The 22,936-nt window shown below is 72.8% G+C and carries 24 protein-coding genes; 12 read left to right on the top strand and 12 right to left on the bottom strand.

Going from position 1 to position 22,936, the window contains the following annotated elements:
• Positions 1-184: 184 nt before the first annotated feature.
• Positions 185-2,755 carry a DEAD/DEAH box helicase gene (locus tag AB5J54_RS26230; RefSeq protein ID WP_369146369.1) on the top strand — a complete coding sequence of 857 codons (2,571 nt, stop codon included), beginning with the start codon at positions 185-187 and terminating at the stop codon, positions 2,753-2,755.
• A 121-nt stretch (positions 2,756-2,876) separates the two neighbouring features.
• Entirely contained in the window at positions 2,877-3,758 is an 882-nt protein-coding gene (locus AB5J54_RS26225) for an alpha/beta fold hydrolase (RefSeq protein WP_369146368.1), read from the top strand.
• On the opposite strand, the gene AB5J54_RS26220 is transcribed toward AB5J54_RS26225, so the two are convergent.
• The gene (locus AB5J54_RS26220) at positions 3,742-4,680 is read right to left on the bottom strand and encodes an NYN domain-containing protein (RefSeq protein WP_369146367.1); all 939 of its coding nucleotides are present in this window, start codon (positions 4,678-4,680) and stop codon (positions 3,742-3,744) included. The two genes, AB5J54_RS26225 and AB5J54_RS26220, sit on opposite strands and share 17 nt — an antisense overlap.
• A 176-nt stretch (positions 4,681-4,856) precedes the next feature.
• On the opposite strand from AB5J54_RS26220, the gene AB5J54_RS26215 reads away from it, so the two are divergent.
• A complete protein-coding gene (locus tag AB5J54_RS26215) occupies positions 4,857-5,009 on the top strand; it encodes a hypothetical protein (protein WP_099054331.1) in 153 nt (50 codons plus the stop codon).
• Positions 5,010-5,098: 89 nt separating this feature from the next.
• On the opposite strand, the gene AB5J54_RS26210 is transcribed toward AB5J54_RS26215, so the two are convergent.
• The 4 genes from AB5J54_RS26210 to AB5J54_RS26195 form a co-directional block, all read right to left on the bottom strand.
• Positions 5,099-5,704: a MarC family protein gene (locus AB5J54_RS26210; protein ID WP_351192827.1), complete on the bottom strand. Its 606-nt coding sequence runs from the start codon at positions 5,702-5,704 to the stop codon at positions 5,099-5,101.
• Positions 5,705-5,995: 291 nt separating this feature from the next.
• Positions 5,996-6,856: a PHP domain-containing protein gene (locus AB5J54_RS26205; RefSeq protein ID WP_369146366.1), complete on the bottom strand. Its 861-nt coding sequence runs from the start codon at positions 6,854-6,856 to the stop codon at positions 5,996-5,998.
• 106 nt (positions 6,857-6,962) lie between these two features.
• Positions 6,963-7,601, bottom strand: coding sequence for a DUF6758 family protein (locus AB5J54_RS26200; protein WP_369146365.1), 639 nt, complete (start codon positions 7,599-7,601; stop codon positions 6,963-6,965).
• A gap of 166 nt (positions 7,602-7,767) precedes the next feature.
• Complete coding sequence (locus tag AB5J54_RS26195) at positions 7,768-8,352, bottom strand: suppressor of fused domain protein (RefSeq protein WP_369146364.1); 585 nt, start codon at positions 8,350-8,352, stop codon at positions 7,768-7,770.
• Positions 8,353-8,772: 420 nt separating this feature from the next.
• Between AB5J54_RS26195 and AB5J54_RS26190 the strand changes: the two genes are divergently transcribed.
• Both AB5J54_RS26190 and AB5J54_RS26185 read left to right on the top strand, forming a co-directional pair.
• Positions 8,773-9,900, top strand: coding sequence for a magnesium and cobalt transport protein CorA (locus AB5J54_RS26190; RefSeq protein ID WP_369146363.1), 1,128 nt, complete (start codon positions 8,773-8,775; stop codon positions 9,898-9,900).
• A gap of 13 nt (positions 9,901-9,913) precedes the next feature.
• Positions 9,914-10,420 carry a hypothetical protein gene (locus tag AB5J54_RS26185; protein WP_369146362.1) on the top strand — a complete coding sequence of 169 codons (507 nt, stop codon included), beginning with the start codon at positions 9,914-9,916 and terminating at the stop codon, positions 10,418-10,420.
• A gap of 31 nt (positions 10,421-10,451) precedes the next feature.
• Here the strand turns inward: AB5J54_RS26185 and AB5J54_RS26180 are convergent, their stop codons facing one another.
• Positions 10,452-11,210 carry a hypothetical protein gene (locus AB5J54_RS26180; protein WP_369146361.1) on the bottom strand — a complete coding sequence of 253 codons (759 nt, stop codon included), beginning with the start codon at positions 11,208-11,210 and terminating at the stop codon, positions 10,452-10,454.
• A gap of 304 nt (positions 11,211-11,514) precedes the next feature.
• Between AB5J54_RS26180 and AB5J54_RS26175 the strand changes: the two genes are divergently transcribed.
• From AB5J54_RS26175 to AB5J54_RS26165, 3 genes are read left to right on the top strand one after another with little or no spacing between them, the layout of a single operon-like run.
• Complete coding sequence (locus AB5J54_RS26175) at positions 11,515-12,786, top strand: CBS domain-containing protein (RefSeq protein WP_369146360.1); 1,272 nt, start codon at positions 11,515-11,517, stop codon at positions 12,784-12,786.
• Positions 12,776-13,339: a DUF1003 domain-containing protein gene (locus tag AB5J54_RS26170; protein WP_369146359.1), complete on the top strand. Its 564-nt coding sequence runs from the start codon at positions 12,776-12,778 to the stop codon at positions 13,337-13,339. Before AB5J54_RS26175 ends, AB5J54_RS26170 begins: the two co-directional genes overlap by 11 nt.
• A 44-nt stretch (positions 13,340-13,383) precedes the next feature.
• Positions 13,384-14,517, top strand: a complete 1,134-nt coding sequence (locus AB5J54_RS26165; RefSeq protein ID WP_369146358.1) for an Mrp/NBP35 family ATP-binding protein — start codon at positions 13,384-13,386, stop codon at positions 14,515-14,517.
• 74 nt (positions 14,518-14,591) lie between these two features.
• On the opposite strand, the gene AB5J54_RS26160 is transcribed toward AB5J54_RS26165, so the two are convergent.
• The 5 genes from AB5J54_RS26160 to sigE form a co-directional block, all read right to left on the bottom strand.
• Complete coding sequence (locus AB5J54_RS26160) at positions 14,592-15,197, bottom strand: hypothetical protein (protein WP_369146357.1); 606 nt, start codon at positions 15,195-15,197, stop codon at positions 14,592-14,594.
• Positions 15,198-15,271: 74 nt separating this feature from the next.
• Positions 15,272-15,715 (bottom strand): sec-independent translocase, encoded by a 444-nt coding sequence (locus AB5J54_RS26155; RefSeq protein ID WP_369146356.1) that lies wholly within the window; start codon positions 15,713-15,715, stop codon positions 15,272-15,274.
• Positions 15,716-15,806: 91 nt separating this feature from the next.
• Complete coding sequence (locus AB5J54_RS26150; RefSeq protein WP_369146355.1) at positions 15,807-17,573, bottom strand: trypsin-like peptidase domain-containing protein; 1,767 nt, start codon at positions 17,571-17,573, stop codon at positions 15,807-15,809.
• Between the two features lie 76 nt (positions 17,574-17,649).
• A complete protein-coding gene (locus AB5J54_RS26145) occupies positions 17,650-18,582 on the bottom strand; it encodes a zf-HC2 domain-containing protein (protein WP_369146354.1) in 933 nt (310 codons plus the stop codon).
• Positions 18,579-19,337, bottom strand: a complete 759-nt coding sequence (gene sigE / locus AB5J54_RS26140) for an RNA polymerase sigma factor SigE (protein ID WP_078908486.1) — start codon at positions 19,335-19,337, stop codon at positions 18,579-18,581. Before sigE ends, AB5J54_RS26145 begins: the two co-directional genes overlap by 4 nt.
• A 141-nt stretch (positions 19,338-19,478) precedes the next feature.
• Here sigE and AB5J54_RS26135 point away from each other — a divergent pair, with 141 nt between their 5' ends.
• The gene (locus AB5J54_RS26135; RefSeq protein ID WP_369146352.1) at positions 19,479-20,144 is read left to right on the top strand and encodes an O-methyltransferase; all 666 of its coding nucleotides are present in this window, start codon (positions 19,479-19,481) and stop codon (positions 20,142-20,144) included.
• 160 nt (positions 20,145-20,304) lie between these two features.
• Here AB5J54_RS26135 and AB5J54_RS26130 read toward each other — a convergent pair whose 3' ends face one another.
• A complete protein-coding gene (locus AB5J54_RS26130) occupies positions 20,305-20,472 on the bottom strand; it encodes a DUF3117 domain-containing protein (RefSeq protein WP_009997451.1) in 168 nt (55 codons plus the stop codon).
• A 118-nt stretch (positions 20,473-20,590) separates the two neighbouring features.
• Here AB5J54_RS26130 and AB5J54_RS26125 point away from each other — a divergent pair, with 118 nt between their 5' ends.
• From AB5J54_RS26125 to AB5J54_RS26115, 3 genes are all read left to right on the top strand, one after another.
• A complete protein-coding gene (locus AB5J54_RS26125; RefSeq protein ID WP_369146351.1) occupies positions 20,591-20,770 on the top strand; it encodes a hypothetical protein in 180 nt (59 codons plus the stop codon).
• A gap of 15 nt (positions 20,771-20,785) precedes the next feature.
• Positions 20,786-21,589 (top strand): enoyl-CoA hydratase/isomerase family protein, encoded by an 804-nt coding sequence (locus tag AB5J54_RS26120; RefSeq protein WP_369146350.1) that lies wholly within the window; start codon positions 20,786-20,788, stop codon positions 21,587-21,589.
• An 84-nt stretch (positions 21,590-21,673) separates the two neighbouring features.
• A complete protein-coding gene (locus AB5J54_RS26115; RefSeq protein ID WP_369146349.1) occupies positions 21,674-22,918 on the top strand; it encodes an FG-GAP-like repeat-containing protein in 1,245 nt (414 codons plus the stop codon).
• The last annotated feature ends 18 nt before the right edge of the window (positions 22,919-22,936 follow it).

Below are 22,936 nucleotides of genomic sequence, written 5' to 3'. Positions count from 1 at the left end.
CGGTGATCTCCCCTGATCCCCCCGGAAGATCCCGGCACGGTACGACCCCCTTCGTTCGCCTCGCACCGCGTCTCACAGAAGAGGCAGCACCCTGACTACGACTTTCCGAGAACTCGGAATCCTCCCCGAGACGGCCGAGGCCCTGGAGGCCGTCGGCATCGTCACCCCCTTCCCCATCCAGGAGATGACCCTTCCGGTCGCCCTCTCCGGCACCGACGTCATCGGCCAGGCCAAGACCGGCACGGGCAAGACCCTCGGTTTCGGCCTCCCCATCCTGGAGCGCGTCACCGTCCCGACGGACGTCGAGGCCGGCCGGGCCAAGCCCGAGCAGCTGACCGACGCCCCGCAGGCGCTCGTCGTCGTCCCCACCCGCGAGCTGTGCCAGCAGGTCACCAACGACCTGCTGACCGCCGGCAAGGTGCGCAACGTCCGCGTGCTCGCCATCTACGGCGGCCGGGCGTACGAGCCGCAGGTCGAGGCGCTCCAGAAGGGCGTCGACGTCGTCGTCGGCACCCCCGGCCGTCTGCTCGACCTGGCCGGCCAGCGCAAGCTCGACCTCTCGAAGGTGAAGGTCCTCGTCCTCGACGAGGCCGACGAGATGCTCGACCTGGGCTTCCTGCCCGACGTCGAGAAGATCATGAACATGCTTCCGGCGAAGCGCCAGACCATGCTGTTCTCGGCCACCATGCCGGGCGCGGTCATCGGCCTCGCCCGCCGCTACATGTCGCAGCCCACCCACATCCGGGCCACCTCGCCCGACGGTGAGGGCGCGACCGTCGCCAACATCAAGCAGCACGTCTACCGCGCGCACAACATGGACAAGCCGGAGATGGTCTCCCGCATCCTGCAGGCCAACGGCCGCGGGCTCGCGATGATCTTCTGCCGCACCAAGCGCACGGCGGCCGACATCGCCGAGCAGCTGGAGCGCCGCGGCTTCGCCTCCGGCGCGGTCCACGGCGACCTCGGCCAGGGCGCCCGCGAGCAGGCGCTGCGCGCCTTCCGCAACGGCAAGGTCGACGTGCTCGTCTGCACCGACGTCGCCGCGCGCGGCATCGACGTCGAGGGCGTCACCCACGTCATCAACTACCAGTCGCCGGAGGACGAGAAGACCTTCCTCCACCGCGTCGGCCGCACCGGCCGCGCGGGCGCGAAGGGTACGGCGGTGACGCTGGTCGACTGGGACGACATCCCGCGCTGGCAGCTCATCAACAAGGCGCTCGGCCTCGACTTCCACGAGCCGGTCGAGACGTACTCCTCGTCCCCGCACCTCTACGAGGAGCTGGACATCCCGGCGGGCACCAAGGGCATCCTGCCCCGCTCCGAGCGGACCCGCGCGGGTCTGGGCGCGGAGGAGCTGGAGGACCTGGGCGAGCCCGGCGGCCGCCGTGGCCGTGGCCCGAAGGCCGCGGAGAAGACCGAGGAGCGCCCGGCCCGCACGCGGCCCCCGCGCCAGCGTCGCCGCACCCGCGGCGGCAGCGAGCTCGACGACGCCCCGGAGACGACGGCCCCGGCCGCTGTCGCCGAGGCCGCGGTCGCCGAGGCCCCGGCGGACGAGCCCGCCGTGCGCACCCCGCGCCGTCGCCGCCGCACCCGCGTCGGCGCGCCGGGCTCCGCACCGGTGGCGCCCCAGGCCCCCGCGACGGCTCCGGCCGCCGTCGTGGCCCCGGTCGCCGTCAAGGCGCCCGTCTTCGAGGCCCCGGTCGTCGAGGCACCCGTCGTCGAGGCGCCGGTCGCCCCGGCGCCGGTGACCCCGGCCCCGGTCGCCGTCGAGGAGCCGAAGGCTCCCCGTCGCCGTACCCGTGCCGCCGCCCGTCCGGAGCCCGTGGCCGCCGCCGCTGCCCCGGAGCCGGCTCCGGCCCAGCGCCGCCGCCGTCCCCGGGTGGCGCGTCCGGTCGAGGAGACCGTGACGTTCCAGACGCCCGAGAGCGCCGCGGTCGCCCTGATGGCGAAGCGGACCGTCGAGGAGCCGGTCGTCGAGGCCGCTCCGGTCGTGGCCGAGGAGCCGAAGAAGGCCCCGCGCCGCCGGGCGGCGAAGAAGGCCGTGGCGGAGCCGGTGGCCGAGCCGGCCGTCGTCGAGCCCGTCGTCGTCGAGCCCGTCGCCGCCCCGGTGGCCGAGCCGGTCGTCGCCGAGGCGCCGGTCGTCGAGGCCGCTCCGGTCGTCGAGGCCGCTCCGGTCGTCGCCGAGGTTCCCGCGCCGCGCCGTCGCCGCACCGCTCGCCGGCCCGCCGGTTCGCCGGTGACCGCCGAGGCTCCGGTGGCCGAGGCCCCGGTCGTCGAGCCGGTCGCCGAGCCGGTCGCGGAGGAGCCCGCGCCGCGCCGTCGCCGTGCGGCCCGCCGGCCCGCCGGTTCGCCGGTGGCCGCGGAGTCCGCCGGCGAGGTCATCATCGTGGCCGCCCCGGTCGCCGAGCCGGTCGCCGCTCCGGTCGCCGAGCCGGTCGTGGAGCCGGTCGTGGAGGAGGCCCCGAAGAAGGCCGCCCCGCGCCGCCGGACGACGAAGAAGGCCGTGGCCGAGCCGGTCGCCGAGACGGTCGAGGAGGCCCCCAAGGCTCCCCGTCGCCGCACGACGAAGAAGGCGGTCGCGGCCGAGGCTCCCGAGGCCTCCGCGCCGAAGACCGAGCCGAAGGCTCCGGCCCGCCGCCGTACGACCAAGAAGGCCGCGGCCGCCGAGGTCGAGGCGCCGGCGGAGGAGGCCCCGAAGAAGGCCGCGCCGCGGCGCCGCACCACGAAGAAGGCGGCGGCCCAGCCGGAAGGCTGACCCGCCCCGCACCACCCGAGCGGGCGGTCCCTCCCAGGGACCGGCCGCTCGGCCGTGCACCCGCCCGCGCAGGCCCACGGCCCGGTGCGCGAGGCCCCACCCGCGCCGTTACAGTCCACATATGAGCAAGCCCCGTTCCCTCGTCCTGCCGCCCCGCGCCCGTGCCCGTCGGCTCGACACCGTGCGGGGCCCGTTCGCCGTGCTCGACGCCGAGGCCGTGGGTGTGCGGCGGGGCACGGTCCTGCTGCTGCCGGGGTACACCGGCAGCAAGGAGGACTTCATCGAGCTGCTCGGGCCGCTGAGCGAGGCCGGATACCGGGCCGTGGCGGTGGACGGGCGCGGGCAGAACGACACGCCGGGGCCCCGCGGCCGGGCCGCCTACCGTCGCAAGGCGCTCGCGCTCGACGCGGTGGCGCAGGCGGCGGCCCTCGGCGACGGCCCCGTGCACCTCGTCGGCCACTCCTTCGGGGGGCTGGTGGCCCGCGCGGCGGCCGCCCTCGCGCCGGGCGCCTTCCGCTCGCTCACCCTGCTCTCCTCGGGCCCCGGCCGCGTCGCCCGGCCGCAGCGGATCCGGGTGCGGGTGCTGCGCGCCTCGCTCGCGGTGCTGCCGAAGGAGCGGGTGTGGCAGGCCATGTGCTGGCTGGACAGCCGCGGCGAGGAGCCGGCGACGGGCGACACGCCGGAGCTCTCGGGCTTCCTGCGGCGCCGCTGGATGCGTACCCGGATCGCCCAACTCGCGGGCGCCGGGCGGCTCCTGCTGGACCGTCAGGACGGTACGGAGGGGCTGGCCGCCCTGTCCATGCCGCTGCACTTCGCGTACGGGACGGACGAGATGGTCTGGTCGCCGACGGACCTCGCGGCGGCCGCGGCCCGCACCGGCGCGCACCGCACGGTCGTGGCGGGCGCCGGCCACTCCCCCAACGTCTCGCACCCCCGGGAGCTGACGGACGGCCTCACGGGCTTCTGGGAGCGGGCGAACGCGAAGGTCAGTACTGCGCCTTGAGGTGCTGCCAGAAGCCGTCGCGCAGCGCCCTCCGCAGTGCGGCGTGGCCGCGCAGTGAGCGGCTGAGCAGGCGCTCCGCCTCGACGAGCAGGTCCTGGTCGACCGGCCCCGGCAGATAGGGCGCGCCCGGCAGGAGCTCGGCGAGCCGGTCGCGGCCCTGCCCGGCGAGCCAGGTCGCGGCGATCTGGGCGCCGACGAAGCGCACCTCCTCGCGGGAGGGCGGCGGCTCGCCCTCGTTCTCGTACGTGGTGACGGGGCGGCGCGTGACGTACGGCCGGCAGAAGTCGAGCTCGAAGGTGCGCTGGCTGTCGACCTCCCAGAGCAGCGCCTCGGCCTGGTTGCGTCCCTCGGCGGCCTCGATGCCCCAGAGGTGGACGCGGGCCCCGTAGCCCTGGGCGGCCTCGACGGCCGAGACGAGGTCCTCGTCGCCGCCGACGAGCGCGGCGTCGCTGATGGCGCGATGGCGGGCGAGGGACTCCAGGTCGCTGCGGATGAGGGAGTCGACGCCCTTCTGCTGGTTGTTGGCGTTGAGGTTGCCGAGGCGGACCTTGACGTCGGGGAGCTCGGCGATGGCCTGCTGCTCGGGGGTGTGGATCCGGCGGCGGGCCCCGTCGTACCAGTAGACGCGGAGGAGCCGGCTGTCCGCGAAGATCGTGCGGGCCGTGTCGATGAAGGCCTCGATCAGGCCCTCGGCGTCGAGGTCGAAGGAGCGCCGGTCCTCGGTGCCCGCCACCAGCAACCCGGCCGCAGCATGGACGTAACCTGCGTCGACGAAGATGGCGTGGGTGGAAGGGGTCTTGGCGACCTCGGCCAGCATCCGCCGCAGGAGCTCATTGGTGCGCTCCAGGCGGGCGTCCAAGGCATCCAGGCGGGCTTCGGTCGTGGTCTCGGTCACCTGGGCGGTGGTCTCTGCGTCGTTCATACGGGGCTCATTGTCCGCTGCTCGGGGCGGTGCCGCCACACCCCTATCACCGCAGGTCGTTAGCCATCCGAAAATTTTCCTTAGCGTAGGGAATGTTTGCAGGATGCATCGCGTTGGACCCCTGTGTAACGCAGTTCTCCGCCCAGGAGGATCAACTCAGACGAAGGGAGAAGCCCATGCGCTTCGAAATCCTGCGACTCGACGACATCGACGGCACGCCTGTCGACTCGACCGTCGTGGACGCCGCCTCCGTCAATCGGATCGTGCAGCAGGCCGCCGCGATCGGCCAGCGCATCTGGATCCGCCCCGCCGAGACCTCGGCCTCGTAACAGGCCAGGTCCACACCACGCACCGCGCCCCCGCACGGACTTCGCAAGAGCGGAATCCGTACGGGGGCGCAGTGGTGTCCGGGAGGGCCTCAGGCGTTCTGGATCACCTGGGTGATGCCGTTGATGATCTGCTGCACGGCGATGGCGGAGAGCATCATGCCGGCGAGCCGGGTCACCAGGACGACGCCGCCGTCCTTGATGACACGGATGATCAGCAGCGAGTACCGCATGGTCAGCCAGAGCACGACGTGCATGGCGGCGATGGCGGTCCAGACGGAGACCTGCGAGGCCACGCTGTCGGCGTTCTGCACGGCGAGGATGACGGAGACGATCGCGCCGGGGCCGGCGAGCAATGGCATGCCGAGCGGTACGAGGGCGACGTTGACGTCCTTGGTCTGCTTGGGCTCGTCGGTCTTGCCGGTGAGCAGGTCGAGCGCGATGAGCAGCAGCAGGAGACCGCCCGCGATCATCAGCGCGGGGACGGAGACGTGCAGGTAGTCCAGGATCTGCTGGCCGAGCAGGCCGAAGACGGTGATGACGCCGAAGGCGACGGCGACGGCCTGCCAGGCCATCCGGCGCTGCACCTTGGCGGGACGGCCGGAGGTGAGGGCGAGGAAGATCGGGGTGATCCCGGGGGGATCCATGATCACGAAGAGGGTGAGGAACAGCGAGCCGAAGACGGCGACGTCGAACACGGTGGGGTGCCTTGCGGGAGTGGTGGAACGGTGGGGTGTACCCCTACGGGGCGGAATACGGGATTCCGGCGACAGGGCGGGAGGAGCCGCCACCCGGGCACGGCACGGAGCCGTACGGGGGCGGACCGGGAAGAGTGAGGACCTGGGAGGCGGTGGGCACGACGACCGGCCGACGTCACAGGAGCGGCAGAGAAGGGGGGCCCGGACGCCGCCGGACAGACCCTAGGCCGTCTCTTCCGGATCTTGCCTGACCCGTGACGGGCTCAACCGGCAAGATCCGAAAGAGACGGCCTAGCGCGCTCCGCCGGCGCCCGGCACCGGGAAGGCGCCCGACGCGCGGCGGGTGATCTCGCCGTAGATCTCGGGGTCGGTGGTGTACTCGCCGAGGCGGCAGGTCTTGCGGCTGCCGTGGTAGTCGCTGGAGCCCGTGGTCAGCAGACCGAGCTCCTTCGCGAGTCCGCGCAGCCGGGCGCGGGTCGCCTCGTCGTGGTCCATGTGGTCGACCTCGATGCCGTCGAGTCCGGCCTCGGCGAGCCGGGCTATCGAGGCCTCCGGCAGCACCTGGCCGCGCTTGACGGCGAGCGGGTGCGCGAAGACGGTGACGCCGCCGGCCGCCTTGACGAGACGGATCGCGTCGATCGGGTCCAGCTCGTGCTTCTCGACGTACGCCCGGCCGCCGTCGGCGAGCCACTCGGGCGTGAACGCCCCGGACACGTCCGGTACGACTCCGAGCTCGACGAGCGCCTCGGCGACGTGCGGGCGGCCGACGGAGCCGTCGCCGGCGATCCGGGCGACCTGCTCCCAGGTGACCGGGACGCCGAGTTCCTGGAGCTTGCCGACCATGCCGCGGGCGCGCGGCACCCGGTCGTCGCGGACGAGTTCGCGCTCGGCGAGGAGCGCCGTCTCCTCGGGGTCGAAGAGGTACGCGAGCATGTGGAGCCCGATGCCGTCCATCCGGCAGGAGAGCTCGGCCCCGGTGACGAGGGTCAGCCCCTCGGGCAGCGCGGCGAGCGCCTCGGCGTGGCCGCGGGTGGTGTCGTGGTCCGTGAGCGCGACGACGTCGAGCCCTGCCGCGGCCGCGTTCCTGACGAGCTCGGCCGGGGAGTCCGTACCGTCGGAGGCCGTGGAGTGGGTGTGCAGATCGATGCGCACGACGCGGTACTCCAGGGCTCGGCACGGACGGAGGGACGCTCCAGCATAACGGGCGAATCGAACACGTCCGTACGGAACGTCACCGGCCCGATCCGGAAGAGACGGCCTAGCCCAGCAGCCTCGGGGTGAGCGCGCCGCAGGGCAGCAGGTCGACCTCGGCGCCCGCGTCGCGCAGGTCCGTCAGGACCAGCTCGTCGTACATGAGGAGGCCGGACTGCTCGGGCCAGACGATCGCCCACAGCCACAGTCCGCGCGCCTCGCCCGCGAAGACCGCGCGGTCCTGCGGGGCGCCGGTGACGTGCCAGAGCGGGGTGGGCCGGCCGGCGGCGAGCACCTTCGCCTGGGGCGGTTTGTCGATGGCCATGCCGGAGCCGGGGTCGAGGCCGTCGATGCCGGCGTACCGCGCGCCGAGTCCGACGCCGAGCTCCTCGGCGATCAGGAGCAGCTCGCCGATCCCGCCGAGCGGGCCGGGGCCGGAACAGGCGACGGCCGTGGCGCGTCCGCCGCTGCGGTCGTCCCCCGCGTACGCGACTCCGGTGAAGAGCCAGCCGACGGGCAGGGGCCACGGCATCCACACCGGGACGTGGGACCGGTGCACCACCACCCCGAGACCCTCGACGCTGGGTGGGATCACGGGCTGGAGCGGGTGCACCGAGCCGTGCACATCGCACTGCCAGGAGTCGGCGAAGAGACCGGGCGCCCTGACCCGGCCACCGCACTTCGGACAACTGGGTTCGCCCCTCATAGGGCTCAACGGTCCTAGCTCTTCCGCCCCGCGTCAAGGACGACCGCAGACGATCACCCGTCCGGCCGGAGCCGTTCACCCTCGGTGGACATAGGTCATTTTGCGGACAGATTCGAGCATCGGTGCTCGGCGATCGGCGCCCGGGCGTGGGCCATGGAGCAGTCCCTCAGTCCAGGTTCACGGACCTGCGCAGCGGATCGCGCAGGTCCGTCCCCTGGGCCAGCCAGCGTTCCTCCAGGGCCTGCGCCCCGTGCACCCGCTTCCACGCGGCCTCGTTCGAGGTCATCGGGAGGAGGGGCAGGAAGCGGACCGGGTCCATCGGCTCGTCCAGCTCCAGGTCCTCCACCAGGCCGCCCGACTCGGCGACGAGCACCGAGCCGAAGGGGGCGCCGGGCCAGAGCGGGTCGCCGACGTCGAGCGAGGCGCCCGGGGCCACGACCACGCCCTCGACCTGCGGGGTGGCCGCGAGGACCGCCAGCGGGCGCAGCACCTTGTCGGTGTCGGCGAGCCCGCCCCGTACCGTCAGGACGAGCTCCGCGCGCGGGCCCTTCACCGGGTCGGCGAGCGCGGAGGTCGGATCGGCCATCGGCTGCGCGGACATCCCGAGGGTCGCGTACCGCACGAGGTCGCCGTCGACGAAGCGGAGCACCTCGATCCGGTCCGTGCCGAGGAAGGTCACCGCGGCCCGCGCGTCCGGTTCGCCGAGTGCCGTCCGCAGCCGGGCCTCGACGAGTGCAAGAACTTCTCCCATGTGGGGAGCATAGATCGCGTATGGAACGGGCAAAGTAAGGGATTGACCCTCTGTCGGCTGATAGTGTTGGCCACTGGTCGGGATTCCCGACTGCTCGTCACACGTCATCCCCGACAGGGGACCGGCCGGAGGAGGTGGGACTGCGATGGACCGAAGTCGATCGGGCAGTACCAGCCGCTCTTCCGCCGCTCCGCACCCCAGCCCGGTGCTCTCCTTCCGGTGACGTCCGGGTCCGGCACGGACCCGCCCCTCCGGCATCTCGCACGACGGAAGAGCAATTTTCGCCTTTCCCTGTCTGTAGCGACCGCCGTCTCCGCGCCCCTTCGGTGCCGCCCGCTTTGTGGACGACGTACCTCTCCGTCCTCATTCCGGGCTGTGCCACGCTCCGCGCCGACGGCCGATCCGTGAAGGAGCACGCCCATGTCGATGATCCGTGACCTCACCGCCGCCGTCCGCCCGAGCTTCCGGCAGACCCTGCGCAAGACCCCCACCACGTACACCTCGTACGACCCCACCCGCGACCACTCGGCCTCCAGCGCCGTGGTCGACTGCGCCGTCTACCGCGACGGGCGCCGGATCGACGACCGCGCCTGCCTCACCCCGCGCGGCGCGATGCGCCAGGTACGGGAGAGCGGCGGCTTCGCCTGGATCGGGCTCCACGAGCCGACCGAGGCCGAATTCGCCGGTATCGCCGCCGAGTTCGGGCTGCACCCGCTCGCCGTCGAGGACGCCGTCCACGCCCACCAGCGGCCCAAGCTGGAGCGGTACGACGACACCCTCTTCACCGTCTTCAAGACCATCCACTACGTCGAGCACGCCGAACTCACCGCCACCAGCGAGGTCGTCGAGACCGGCGAGGTCATGGTCTTCACCGGCCCCGACTTCGTCATCACCGTCCGGCACGGCGGCCAGGGCTCCCTGCGCAACCTCCGCCACCGCCTCCAGGGCGAGCCTGAGCTCCTCGCCAAGGGCCCCTCGGCCGTCCTGCACGCCATCGCCGACCACGTCGTCGACGGCTACATCGCGGTCGCCGACGCCGTCGAGCTGGACATCGACCAGCTGGAGATCGACGTCTTCTCGCCGGCCGCGAAGGGCTCCACGCGCGGCACGGACACCGGCCGGATCTACCAGCTCAAGCGCGAGGTGCTGGAGTTCAAGCGGGCCGTCACGCCGCTGCTCCGCCCGATGCAGCTGCTCTCCGAGCGGCCGATGCGGCTCGTCGACCCCGACATCCAGAAGTACTTCCGGGACGTCGCCGACCACCTCGCCCGCGTCCAGGAGCAGGTCGTCGGCTTCGACGAGCTCCTCAACTCGATCCTCCAGGCCAACCTGGCGCAGGCGACCGTCGCGCAGAACGAGGACATGCGCAAGATCACCTCGTGGGCGGCGATCGTCGCCGTCCCGACGGCGGTCTGCGGCGTGTACGGCATGAACTTCGACCACATGCCGGAGCTGCACTGGAAGTACGGCTACCCGATGGTGCTCACCGGCATCATCGCGGTCTGCTTCACCATCCACCGCACCCTCAAGCGCAACGGCTGGCTCTAGATAGGCTTCGGCCATGACCGATCAGTCGCTCGGGCCCGCCCTCGTCGAGGAGGCCACCAAGAAGTCCGGCCTCGTGTGGGTGCGCGGCACCGGCCCCGCCCGCGCGCTCTGGCACGTCTGGCACGACGGCGCCGCGCACGTCGTCGGCGACGGCCCCGGCGAGCAGCCGCTGCCGGGCCTGGTCGACGGCGGTACGGCCGAGGTGACCGTCCGCAGCAAGGACAAGGGCGGCCGGCTCGTCGCCTGGACCGCCGCCGTCCGCGAGCTCTCCCCGGGTACGGAGGAGTGGGAGGCGGCGGTCGCCGAGCTGAAGGGCAAGCGGCTCAACGCCCCCGACGGCGAGGCCATGCCGGGGCGCTGGGCGCGCGAGTGCCGGGTCGTCCGGCTCGACCCCCGCTCCTCGACCACGGACCTCCCGGACGGCTCCCTGGCCGCCGTACCGCTGCCGACGTCGGCGAACACCCGCCGCCCGATCCCGGCGGGCCTTCCGAAGCTCCTCTTCCGCAAGAAGAAGCGCTAGGTCCGCGGCAGCTGCCCGCCGTGGACGCCCCCTAGGTCCGCGGCAGCTGCCCGCCGTAGTCGAGGGTCTCGTCCTTCGACGGCTCCGCGAGCGGGAAGTCCTTGTTCCACTCGGAGAGCACCACGACCCCCGCCCCCCCGCCGCGCGCGAACTGCACGGGGTACGGCAGGCCGTCCAGGGAGACGTCCAGCGTGCCGCCCTCGCCGTCGCCGCCGCCCTTGACCTTGACCGTGCGGACCCCGCCGATCTGGTCCCGGTCGCCCTTGACGACCTCGCCGTGCAGGCCGATGAGACCGTCGAGGAGCGGGCCCATGTCGGTGAAGCCGCGCAGCTGCTTGTACGAGGGGTCGCCCTGCGGGACCTTCACGTACTTGTCGTCGAGCGTGTCGGCGGCCTCGGAGTCCGCCTCGGACGGCGTGTCGCCCTCTTTCTCGTCGTGGGCCCAGAATCCCGCGTCGGCCTTCAGATAGAGCGCGTCGCCGACCCGCAGCAGCTCGAAGGTGCTGTTCTTCGTCGTCACCGAGCCGGTCGCGCCGTTCTGCCTCAGGCGCATGTCCAGCTTGAAGGTGCCGCCCTTGCTGACCAGGGTGCCGGAGAGCCGTACGGCCTTCGCCGAGTCCGCCGCCGCCTGCGCCTTCTGCTCGATCTCGGGCGCGGAGAGTCTCCCCACCCCGTTCGTCCCCTCGTCAGGATCGGCGGCGCAGGCCGTGAGCCCCACCGTCAGTCCGGCGCAGAGCGCCAGGGGCGTGACGGCCCTGCGGATACGCGATGACGGGGTACGAACGGTCATCTGCGCTGCCTCTCGTTGTCGTGGGGGGGCGACGGGCACGGCCCGTACGGGATGCCGGGGGACGGCCGCGTTCCGGCCGGGCGGAAGAGCCGGGTCCGGTGCCGGGGCCGATGGGGGGAACGGCAGACCGCAGCGTACCCGGGACAGGTGGCGGGCCCCGCAGGCAGCCGTACGGAGTCTCTGCCGGGGCGGGGCGGAACGGCACGGGCTAGCCTGAACCCGGCAAAGCTCTGCAATCACCGGCAAAGCTCACGACGGTGCGGATCGACGACCCGCATCGTGCGGCACCGAGGAGGCGCGTGGCATGGCGGCAGGCGCCCCCCGGATCTTCGTCTCCCATCTCGCCGGAGTCCCCGTCTTCGACCCCGTCGGCGACCAGGTCGGCCGCGTCAGCGACCTCGTCGCCATGCTCCGCGTCGGCCGCCGGCCGCCCCGGCTGCTCGGCATGGTCGTGGAGGTGCTCAGCCGCCGCCGGGTCTTCGTCCCGATGACCCGGATCACCGGCCTCGCCTCCGGCCAGGTCATCACCACCGGCGTCGTCAACATGCGGCGCTTCGAGCGGCGCCCCACCGAGCGGCTCGTCCTCGGCGAGCTCCTCGACCGGCGCGTCACGCTCGTGGAGTCGGGCGAGGAGGTCACCGTCCTCGACGTCTCCATCCAGCAGCTGCCCGCCCGCCGCGACTGGGAGATCGACAGGGTCTTCGTCCGCAAGGGCAAGGGCGGGGTCCTGAGCCGCAAGGGCGAGACGCTGACCGTCGAGTGGTCGGCCGTCACCGGCTTCTCCCTGGAGGAGCACGGCCAGGGCGCCGAGAACCTGCTCGCCACCTTCGAGAAGCTGCGCCCCGCCGACCTCGCCAACGCCCTCCACCACCTCTCCCCCAAACGGCGCGTCGAGGTCGCCGCCGCCCTCGACGACGACCGGCTCGCCGACGTCCTCGAGGAGCTGCCGGAGGACGACCAGATCGAGATCATCGGCAAGCTGAAGGAGGAGCGGGCCGCCGACGTCCTGGAGGCGATGGACCCGGACGACGCGGCCGACCTGCTGTCCGAGCTGCCCGAGGAGGACCAGGAGCGGCTGCTCACCCTGATGCAGCCGGACGACGCGGCCGATGTGCGCCGGCTCCTGGCGTACGAGGAGCGCACGGCGGGCGGTCTGATGACGACCGAGCCGATCGTGCTGCGCCCCGACGCCACCGTCGCGGACGCCCTGGCCCGGGTCCGCCAGCAGGACCTGTCGCCGGCCCTGGCCGCGCAGGTGTACGTGTGCCGGCCGCCGGACGAGACGCCGACCGGGAAGTACCTGGGCACGGTGCACTTCCAGCGGCTGCTTCGCGACCCGCCGTTCACGCTGGTCAGCTCGCTCGTGGACAGCGACCTGCCGCCGCTCGGGCCGGACACCCCGCTGCCGGCCGTGACCAGCTATCTCGCCGCGTACAACATGGTCGCCGCGCCCGTGGTCGACGAGAGCGGCTCGCTGCTCGGCGCGGTCACCGTCGACGACGTGCTCGACCACCTGCTGCCGGACGACTGGCGGGAGACCGAGTTCCACGAGGAGGGGGCCGGGCATGGCCGCTGAGCGCACGCAGGACCGGGAGCGCGAACGGGAGCGGTCCGTGCCCCGCATCCGGCTGGACCTGCCGCGCGAGCGGCGGTCCCGGCTGCTTCCGCAGTACGACCCCGAGGCCTTCGGGCGGCTCTCGGAGCGGATCGCCCGCTTCCTGGGGACGGGCCGCTTCCTGGTCTGGATGACACTGACCGTCGTCGTCTGGATCGGGTGGAACATCTTCGCGCCGGTGTCGCTGCGGTTCGACGAGTACCCCTTCATCTTCCTGACGCTCGCGCTGTCCCTGCAGGCCTCGTACGCGGCGCCGCTGATCCTGCTCGCGCAGAACCGGCAGGACGACCGGGACCGGGTCAACCTCGAACAGGACCGGAAGCAGAACGAGCGGTCGATCGCGGACACCGAGTACCTGACCCGGGAGATCGCGGCGCTGCGGATGGGCCTCGGCGAGGTCGCCACCCGCGACTGGATCCGCTCGGAGCTCCAGGACCTGATCAAGGAGCTGGAGGAGCGCCGGGATCTATTCCCGTCCGGCGAGGACCGGGGAAGTGACGTACCCGACCGTTGACAGCCCTTTCATCCGCCCGTGGTCGGCGCCGTACCATCGTCGGTATGGCTACGGAAGACGCGGTGCTCGAAGCACTGGCGACGGTGAACGACCCTGAGATCAACAAGCCGATCACTGAGCTCGGCATGGTCAAGTCGGTGGAGATCGAACCGGACGGGAAGGTCGCCGTCACGGTCTACCTGACGGTCTCCGGCTGCCCGATGCGCGACACCATCACGCAGCGCGTGACCGAGGCCGTCTCCCGGGTCGAGGGCGTCACCTCCGTCGACGTCTCGCTGGACGTGATGAGCGACGAGCAGCGCAAGGAGCTGGCGGCGGCGCTGCGCGGCACGAGCGCCGAGCGCGAGGTGCCCTTCGCGAAGCCGGGCTCGCTGACCCGGGTGTACGCGGTGGCGTCCGGCAAGGGCGGCGTCGGCAAGTCCTCCGTGACCGTGAACCTGGCCGCGGCGATGGCCGCCGACGGGCTGAAGGTCGGTGTCGTCGACGCGGACATCTACGGCCACAGCGTGCCGCGGATGCTGGGCGCGGACGGCCGTCCGACCCAGGTCGAGAACATGATCATGCCGCCGTCCGCGAACGGCGTGAAGGTCATCTCCATCGGCATGTTCACCCCGGGCAACGCCCCGGTGGTGTGGCGCGGACCGATGCTGCACCGCGCGCTCCAGCAGTTCCTGGCGGACGTGTACTGGGGTGACCTGGACGTCCTCCTGCTCGACCTGCCCCCGGGCACCGGCGACATCGCGATCTCGGTCGCGCAGCTCGTGCCGAACGCGGAGATCCTGGTCGTCACCACCCCGCAGCAGGCGGCGGCCGAGGTCGCCGAGCGGGCCGGCTCGATCGCCGTCCAGACCCACCAGAAGATCGTCGGCGTCGTCGAGAACATGGCGGGCCTGCCGTGTCCGCACTGCGACGAGATGGTCGACGTGTTCGGCACGGGCGGCGGCCAGAAGGTCGCGGACGGCCTGACGCAGACCACGGGCGCGACGGTCCCGGTCCTCGGCTCGATCCCGATCGACGTGCGCCTGCGCGAGGGCGGCGACGACGGCAAGCCGGTCGTCCTGTCCGACCCCGACTCCCCGGCGGGCGCGGCCCTGCGCGCCATCGCCGGCAAGCTCGGCGGCCGCCAGCGGGGCCTCTCGGGCATGAGCCTGGGCATCACGCCGCGCAACAAGTTCTGAGACATGACCGAAGGGCGCCCCCGGTGGGGGCGCCCTTCGCCGTCTCCAGGCGTTCTATGCGTTTCCAGGCGTTTCTAGCCGCCGTACGCGCCGAGGTCCTTCACCCGCGAGAACCCGAGCCCGTACGCGCTCATCCCCCGCCCGTACGCCCCGATGTGCACGTCCCCCGCGGAGCCGGCCAGCACCCAGCCGAACTCGGACTCCCGGTAGTGGAACGGCACCGGCACCCCGTCCACGGGCAGCGACAGCGGCGACCACGCCGGCCCGTCCAGGTCGTCGGCGAGCTCGAAGGCGGTCTCCGTCTGCTGGTCCAGCCAGTGGTCCCGCAGCGCGTGGTCGAGCGAGGCGGGCCAGGTGTGGGCCAGGAGCCCGGAGCCGGCCAGCCAGGCGGCCGAGGAGACCGTGGTGGCGTCGAGGACGCCGGTGCCGTCCCCGGTGCGGCGCACGGGGTTCGCCGCGACCGTCACGACGACGGCGAAGCGCTCCTTCTCCGCGCCGCCGGCCTCGGACTTTATCGACGGCTCGTCACCGTGCCCCATCGAGCCGTGCTGGACGGTACCGTCCGCGGCCGTACCGATCTGCATCAGCCGGCGCGGGCCGGTGAACGCCTCGTCGAGCCCGTACCAGGCGAAGGGTGCGCGCAGAAAGCCATCGGCTTCCACCCGACTCGTCGTCTTCATTCCGGCCGCCTCCTCGTTGCGTCAACAGAGGGAGGATAGCCACCGCTGAGGAGCGAGTCGGTGACAGGCCGTCGTCAGGTGGCGTCGGAGTCGTACGGAGGACGCTCAGGAGTGTCCGGCTTGTCCTGCTTCTTCAGCAGGTCCGGGGAGCCGTTGACCGCCGCCGGGGCGGGCGCCGCGGGCGTGGTCTCCCGGCCGTGGACGGCGTCGGCGACCTCGTTCATCTCCTTCTTGAGGTCGAACGTGCCGCGCAGCTCCTTGAGCTCCTTGAGGTCCTCGTTCGTCTCCAGCTGCTTGCGGAGGAACGTCTTGGGGTTGAGGTCCTCGAACTCGAAGTCCTTGAACTCCGGGCCCAGCTCGCTGCGGATGTCCTGCTTCGCGCTGTCGGAGAACTCGCGGACCTTCCGGATGAAGCGCGAGACGTCCTGGATCACCTTCGGGAGCTTGTCCGGCCCGAAGACGAGCACGGCGAGGACCACGAGCGTCACCAGCTCGAGTGCGCCTATGTCGCTGAACACCTAGTAGCTCCTTCACGCCGGTCCAGGGCCCGGTCCACGGTACCCGCCGAAACTGTCCGACGGGTACCTCGCGGCGTCCGCCACATGGCGCTCAGGTGCCCTGCGAGGACCCGAGCGTCAACGTCTTTGTCAGCTCTTTGCCGTTCCGGGTCAGGGTGAGCTCCAGCTTGTCGCCGGGACGATGGGCGCGGATCTTCACGATGAGCTCCTCGCCGCTGTGCACGCGCTGGCCGTCGACCTTGGTGATGACGTCCCCGGGCCGGAGTCCCGCCTTGGCGGCCGGGCCGCCCGCGGTGACGGACGCGGAGCCGTCCTTGCCCTTCTCGCCGACGCGGGCGCCGTCGCCCTGGAACTGCATGTCGAGGCTCACACCGATGACGGGGTGGGTGGCCTTGCCGGTGTTGATGAGCTCCTCGGCGACGCGCTTGCCCTGGTTGATCGGTATGGCGAAGCCGAGGCCGATGGAGCCGGCCTGGCCGCCGCCGCTCTCGCCGTCGCCGGCGGCGCGGATGGCGCTGTTGATGCCGACGACCCGGGCCTTGGAGTCGAGCAGCGGGCCGCCGGAGTTGCCGGGGTTGATGGGGGCGTCGGTCTGGAGCGCGTCGACGTAGCTGATGTCGCTGCCGTCGCCCTTCTCGCCGCCGGCGGTGATCGGGCGCTCCTTGGCGCTGATGATGCCGGAGGTGACGGTGTTGGAGAGGTCGAAGGGGGCGCCGATGGCGACGACGGGGTCGCCGACGCGGACGTCGTCGGAGTTGCCGAGCGGCAGCGCCCTGAGGCCGGAGACGCCGGTGACCTGGACGACTGCCAGGTCGTAACCGGTGTCCTTGCCGATGAGCTTGGCGCGGGCCGTCTCGCCGCTGGAGAAGGTCACCGAGATGTCCCCGGAGGACGCGGCGCCGTCGACGACGTGGTTGTTGGTGAGGATGTGGCCCTTGGTGTCGAGGACGAACCCGGTGCCGGTGCCGGAGGATCCGTTGCCCTTGACGTGCAGGGTGACGACGCCGGGCAGGGCGCTGGCGGCGATCCCGGCGACGCTGTCGGGTGCACGGCCGGTGTCGCCGGCGTCGGCCTGCGGGAGCTCGACGGTGGTGAGCCCGCCGTTCCGCTCGACGTACGCGCCGATGCCGCCGCCGATGCCGCCGGTGATGAGGGCGAAGACGAGCGCACCCGCCACCGCGAGGCCCTTGCGGGACTTCTTCGCGGGCTGCGGCGGGACGCCGGCCCCGGCGGCCGCCCAGGGGTCGTACTGCACCCACGGCGTCGCCTGGGGCTGGGGCTGGGGCTGCGGCGGGGCCTGGTGGTGCACCTGCGGCGGTACGGCGGCGGGCGGCCGCTGCACGGGCGGCGCGGGCGCCCACGGCCCGGGCTCACCGTAGGGCGGCGTCCGGTACTCGTCGGGCACGTGGAGGGGCTGCCGAGCGGGCTCCGCCGGGGGTACGGGGGCGGGGGCCGGCTCCGCCGGGGGTACGGGCTCGTCGACGGCCTCCGGCGCGGGCGCCGACTTCGTCAGCTCGACGGCCGGCCCGGGCACGGACTCGTGGGCCTGGGACGCGGCGTCCGCCGAGGGCGTGGCGGTCGGGGCGGGCACCGGCGCCGGGGACTCGGCCGCCGCAGCGGGCCGTCCCACGGGTGCGCCGGCCGCCGGCTCGGGACCTCCGGCGGGCGCGGGCGCCGCCACTGGCGCGGGCTCGGCCGTCGGTGCCGCCTGCGTGGCGGGCTCCTGGCCCGGGCTCGGCTGGGGTGCGGGCAGGGGGAAGTCGCCGTCGGCTTCGTCCGCCGGCGGCGGCGTGGGTATCCGCGCCGCCTCCGGTGTGGTCGAAGGCCGGCTCCACCAGTTCGGCTTCCCGTTGTTCATGTTCTCCCCGCAACCGCTGACCCGTCCGCGCCCCTGGGTCGGGCGCCCTGCCCCCTGGATTCAACCAGGTCGCGGGTCAGCGGTGGGAGCCGAGCGGCCCGGTCGTCGGGCTGGCCATCGGGCTGGGCCCGGGGGCGAAGGCCAGCTGGAGGGCCGGAGCCGTCGGTCGTATGAACGGCGAGAGGGCGAGCAGCGACTGCGGGGCCGGGTTCCGGAGCCGTACGGCCACCAGCGGCGCGGCGGCCGAGCGCACCGCGTCCGGCGGGACCGCGCCCGAGGGAACCGTGCCCTGTGCGGCGGCCACGACCGGCCCCTGCGGGACCGCGGCCGGGGTGACCCCGGCGAGCGGCTCGGCACCGTCGACGGACTGGGCGCCCGGACGCTCGCCGGAGCGGGTGCCCCGGCCGATCGCCGTGCCCGTGCCGCCGCCGGTCGCGGTGGCCCGCAGCGGGGTGACGGCGGTGCCGCTGCCCTGGGGGCCGCGCGCGCTCGCGCTCACCGAGGCTTCGAGGGGCAGGGTGCCGCCGAGGGCGATCGCCGCGAACGAGACGGCGCCGGCCGCCGCGAAGGCGAAGCGCCGGCCCCGCCCGGACGTCCCGGAGCGGCGTGGGCCGACCTCGTGGATGCGGAAACCGGCCCCGGGGGTACCGGGGTGCGGGGTGACGACGGCGGCGGTGGCGAAGCCGTCGGACTTCACGCCGCCCGCGCCGAGGAGCTCTTCGAGGGGCCCGCGCGGTCCGCCGGGTCCTCCCGGCTCGCCGGGGCCCCCGGGGAGGCCCTGGAGCCGCGCGAGGAGGCCCGCGGAGGGCGGTGGCGGAGCCGCCGAGGCGAAGACGCTCTTCAGCGTGCGCTGGGCATCGGCCTCGGCCTTGCAGCGGGCGCAGGTCGCGAGGTGGGCGAGGACCCGCTCGCGGGCGTCGTGGCCGAGTTCGCCGTCGACGAGCGCGGCCAGCCGGTCCCCGAGGTGGTGCTCCGCGGGGGTCGGTGACGGGGGACGTGTGCCGCTCACGCTGTCCCTGCCTCCCATCCGACGGAGGCGAGGGCACGCTCCGCCCGGGCCTCGGGCGAGCGGTGCTTGAGCGCCTTGCGCAGGTGGGAGCGGCCGCGGTGGATGCGGCTGCGGACGGTGCCGAGCTTCACGCCGAGGGTCGCGGCGATCTCCTCGTACGAGAGGCCTTCGATGTCGCAGAGGACGACGGCCGCGCGGAACTCGGGCGCGAGGGTGTCGAGGGCCTGCTGCACGTCGGCGTCGAAGTGCGTGTCGTTGAACGCCTGCTGCGGCGAGGGCTCGCGGCTGGGGAGCCGCTCGGCCGCGTCGTCGGCGAGCGCGTCGAAACGGATGCGCTGCTTGCGGCGGACCATGTCGAGGAAGAGGTTGGTGGTGATGCGGTGCAGCCAGCCCTCGAAGGTGCCCGGGGTGTACGTCGACAGCGAGCGGAAGACGCGGACGAAGACCTCCTGGGTGAGGTCCTCGGCGTCGTGCTGGTTGCCCGTCAGGCGGTAGGCGAGGCGGTAGACCCGGCCACTGTGCGTGCTGACGATCTCCTCCCAGGTGGGAGGGGTCCACGCCTGCGATTCCGCATCCGATGCGAAGGTCGCGGTGGTGGGAGCGGAGTCGGTGGTGCGGAAACGGTCAGCGGTGTCGGTCACGGATTTCGGCTCACCCGCCGACCTGAGAAGACGCCGAAGCACTCCTCCCCGATCCACAGGCGCAGCCGCACCTCCCCTGTCGGCTCTGGTGGTGTCCAGTGGAGCCCCTACCATAGCCACCTCGCCCGTTAGCTCCGGATAAGAATCTTTACGCGAATTTGGGGCCGGCTCGCCCGGCTGCCTCCGTCGCGTCCTTCCCCTGGTGAACGCCCGGTCCCATCTGCGGGTTCCCACGGACAGCGGATACAGTCACCGTTGCGTCAACTACGGGGACAGGAGAGGGCCATTACCGCCAACCGGCAGACGAGCTGGTCGTTCGCCGACGCCTTCGTCGCCGAGGACGAAGCTCTGCGCTGGGCCCGTGAGCGGGCCCGGGAGGCAGGGCTGCCCTCGGTGTCGCCGGGCACCGGTGGGGCGCTGCGCCTGCTCGCCGCGACGGCGGACGCCAAGGCGGTGGCGGAGATCGGCACCGGCACGGGCGTGTCGGGCATCTATCTGCTGCTCGGGATGCGACCGGACGGCGTCCTCACGACGGTGGACCTCCAGCCGGAGCGGCAGCAGCTCGCCAAGACGGCGTTCCGGGCGGCGGGCTTCGCGGGCAACCGGGCGCGGTTCATCCCCGGCCGCGCCCTGGACGTGCTGCCCCGGCTCGCGGACGGCGGGTACGACCTCGTGTTCTGCGACGGCGACCGGCTCGAGTACCTGGACTACCTCGCTGAATCGTTGCGCCTGCTGCGACCGGGGGGTCTCGTCTGCTTCGAGGGCGTCTTCGCGGAGGGCCGCACGGTCGATTCGGGGGCGCAGCCGGCGGAGGTCCAGCGGCTCAGGGAGCTGCTGCGCGCGGTGCGGGAGAGCCAGGAGCTCGTCCCCTCGCTGCTGCCGGTGGGCGACGGCCTGCTCTGCGCCGTACGACGGGGCTGACCGCTCGCCCGACCGGGGTACGCCGGCCCGGAGACACCGCCTGTCCGGGGTGCGCCGACCCCGGACACACCGCCCGCCCGGGGTGCGCCGGCCCGGAGACACCGCTGCCCCGGGACGGCGGACCGTACCGGGGCAGCGGGGGAAATCGTGGAGAAGAGGGTCAGCCGACGACCTTCTTGAGGGCGTCGCCCAGCGCCTCGGCCTCGTCCGGGGTCAGCTCGACGACAAGCCGACCGCCGCCTTCGAGCGGAACGCGCATGACGATGCCCCGCCCCTCCTTGGTCACCTCGAGCGGGCCGTCACCCGTCCGCGGCTTCATGGCCGCCATGCTTGTTCCCCTTCCTGAAACCAGCTCATCATCAGCCGGGCAGCTCCTTGATGTGGAGCACGCGTCACCGGCTTCGAACACATTGCTTCCAGGTCATTATCCCGCATGGCAGGACCCGATGACCAACATCGATCGGCATCGCTTGCGCAACGCGCTCCCGCAAAACCCCACATTTCGGCGATCGGCCTGCGATACTTCGCCGCTCGACGTCGGACGGACCGCCTCCGAATCTTTGACGCAGCTCACATGGGCGGCGCGGGTGATCTCCGCCATGCTGGGCTGGTCAACCACGCAATGAGGCGAAGGGAACCCGATGGCCGACACGGTGCTGTACGAGGTGAGCGACGGGCTCGCCACCATCACGCTCAACCGGCCCGAGGCCATGAACGCGATGAACGTGGCGGCGAAAGTCGCCCTCCGGGACGCCGCGGAGACCGCCGCGGCCGACCCCGCCGTACGGGCGGTGCTGCTCACGGCGGCCGGCGACCGGGCGTTCTGCGTGGGCCAGGACCTGAAGGAGCACGTCGGGCTGCTCATGTCGGACCGGGAGTCCGGCACGAGCGAGACGATGAACACGGTCCGTGACCACTACAACCCGATCGTGCGCGCGCTCACCGGCATGCGCAAGCCGGTCGTCGCGGGCGTGAACGGCGTCGCCGCCGGGGCCGGCTTCGGCTTCGCGCTCGCCGCGGACTACCGGGTGGTGGCGGACACCGCGTCCTTCAACACCTCCTTCGCGGGGGTCGCGCTCACCGCCGACTCGGGCGTGTCATGGACGCTGCCCCGGCTGATCGGCGCGAGCCGGGCCTCCGACCTGCTGCTCTTCCCGCGCTCGATCGGCGCCCAGGAGGCGTACGAGCTCGGCATCGTGAACCGGCTGGTCCCGGCCGCGGACCTGGCCGCCGAGGCGGAGAAGGTGGCCCGCACCCTCGCGGCGGGCCCGACGGTGGCGTACGCGGCCCTGAAGGAGTCCCTCGCCTACGGCGCCGACCACTCCCTCACCGAGGCCCTCGGCAAGGAGGAGGAGCTCCAGACGCTGGCGGGCGCCTCGGAGGACCACACGATCGCGGTCCGCGCGTTCATCGCCAAGGAGAAGCCGGCGTACCTGGGCCGCTGACCTCGGGCGGAACCCGTTCGTACGGGGGGTGGGCGGGTCTATAGGATCCGCTCACCATTCGTACGCACATGACTGGGGGGTTCCGTGCGTCCTTCTCCTTCCGCGCGCCTTCTTCGCGGCGCGCTCACGGCGGGTGTGGCCCTGGGCCTGTCCGCCACCGTGCTGTCCTCGCCGGCGCGCGCGGCCGACGGCTGGACCCGGTGTCCCGACAACGCCGTGTGCGGCTTCAGCAGGCCGCTGTACCAGGGCGACATGATCGTGATCCGGGAGCCGATGGCGTCCCTCGGCGCCTGGGACAACCGCATCCGGTCCTTCGTGGTGAAGCTCCCCGGCTACGCCGACGCGGTCTGCTTCTACCCGCGGCCGGGGCTCGACCCCGAGGGGGCCGTGCACTTCTACACCTCGGACTCCTTCGACGAGAGCGCCTATCCCGGTCTCGACGCGACGGTCAGTTCCGTGGACGTCGGCCCCGAGGCGGACGACTTCTGCGGCACCGAGGGCCGCTATCCGGTCCTGTACGACAACGTGAAGCACCGGCCGTCGACGCCGCCCGCGACCGGGGCCTTCGGCGACATCGACCGGGACGGGTACGCCGACGTCCTCGGCCGCAACATGGTCGGTCAGCTGTGGACGTCCCACTCCTACGACAGCGCCGGCAGGACACTCCTCGTCGGCAGCGGCTGGGACGGCATGACCGCGCCGACCCGACACGGGGACCAGGACGGCGACGGCAACGAGGACGTCTACGCCCGCGACAGGGCCGGCGTGCTCTGGTTCTATCCCGGCAACGGCCACGGCTGGTTCAAGCCCCGCCTGAAGGTCGGCAGCGGCTGGAACACCATGCGCGACCTGGCGGCGGCCGGGGACCTGACCGGGGACGGCAAGGGCGACCTGCTCGCCGCCGACAGCACCGGAGTCCTGTGGACGTACCCGGGAGACGGCAAGGGCCGGTTCGGCGCCCGCCAGAAGGCCGGCGTCGGCTGGAAGGCGATGAACGAGCTCGTCGGGGCCGGCGACATGAACTCCGACAAGAAGGCCGACCTGGTCGCCCGCGACACGGCGGGCAGGCTCTGGCTCTACCCGGGCAACGGCCGCGGCTGGTTCTCCCCGCGCAAGCTCATCGGCACCGGCGGATGGAACGGCGCGTCCGAGCTGGCCGGCCTCGGCGACGTCACCGGCGACGGCCGGCCCGACCTGGTGGCGCACATCCCCGGCCGGAAGTCCTACGAGGGCCGGCTCCCGCTCCGCGTCTACCCCGGCACCGCCGACGGGCGCCTCGGCGCGCCCCGGGACCTCGGCGATGTCCGGTCCACCGGCTTCGTCTTCTGACCCTTCCCCACTTCGTGA

The sequence above is a fragment of the Streptomyces sp. R44 genome (genome assembly GCF_041053105.1).
Classification (GTDB): Bacteria; Actinomycetota; Actinomycetes; order Streptomycetales; family Streptomycetaceae; genus Streptomyces.
Note: the sequence above shows the minus strand (reverse complement) of the source record. Positions and strands in the feature narration are given on the sequence as shown.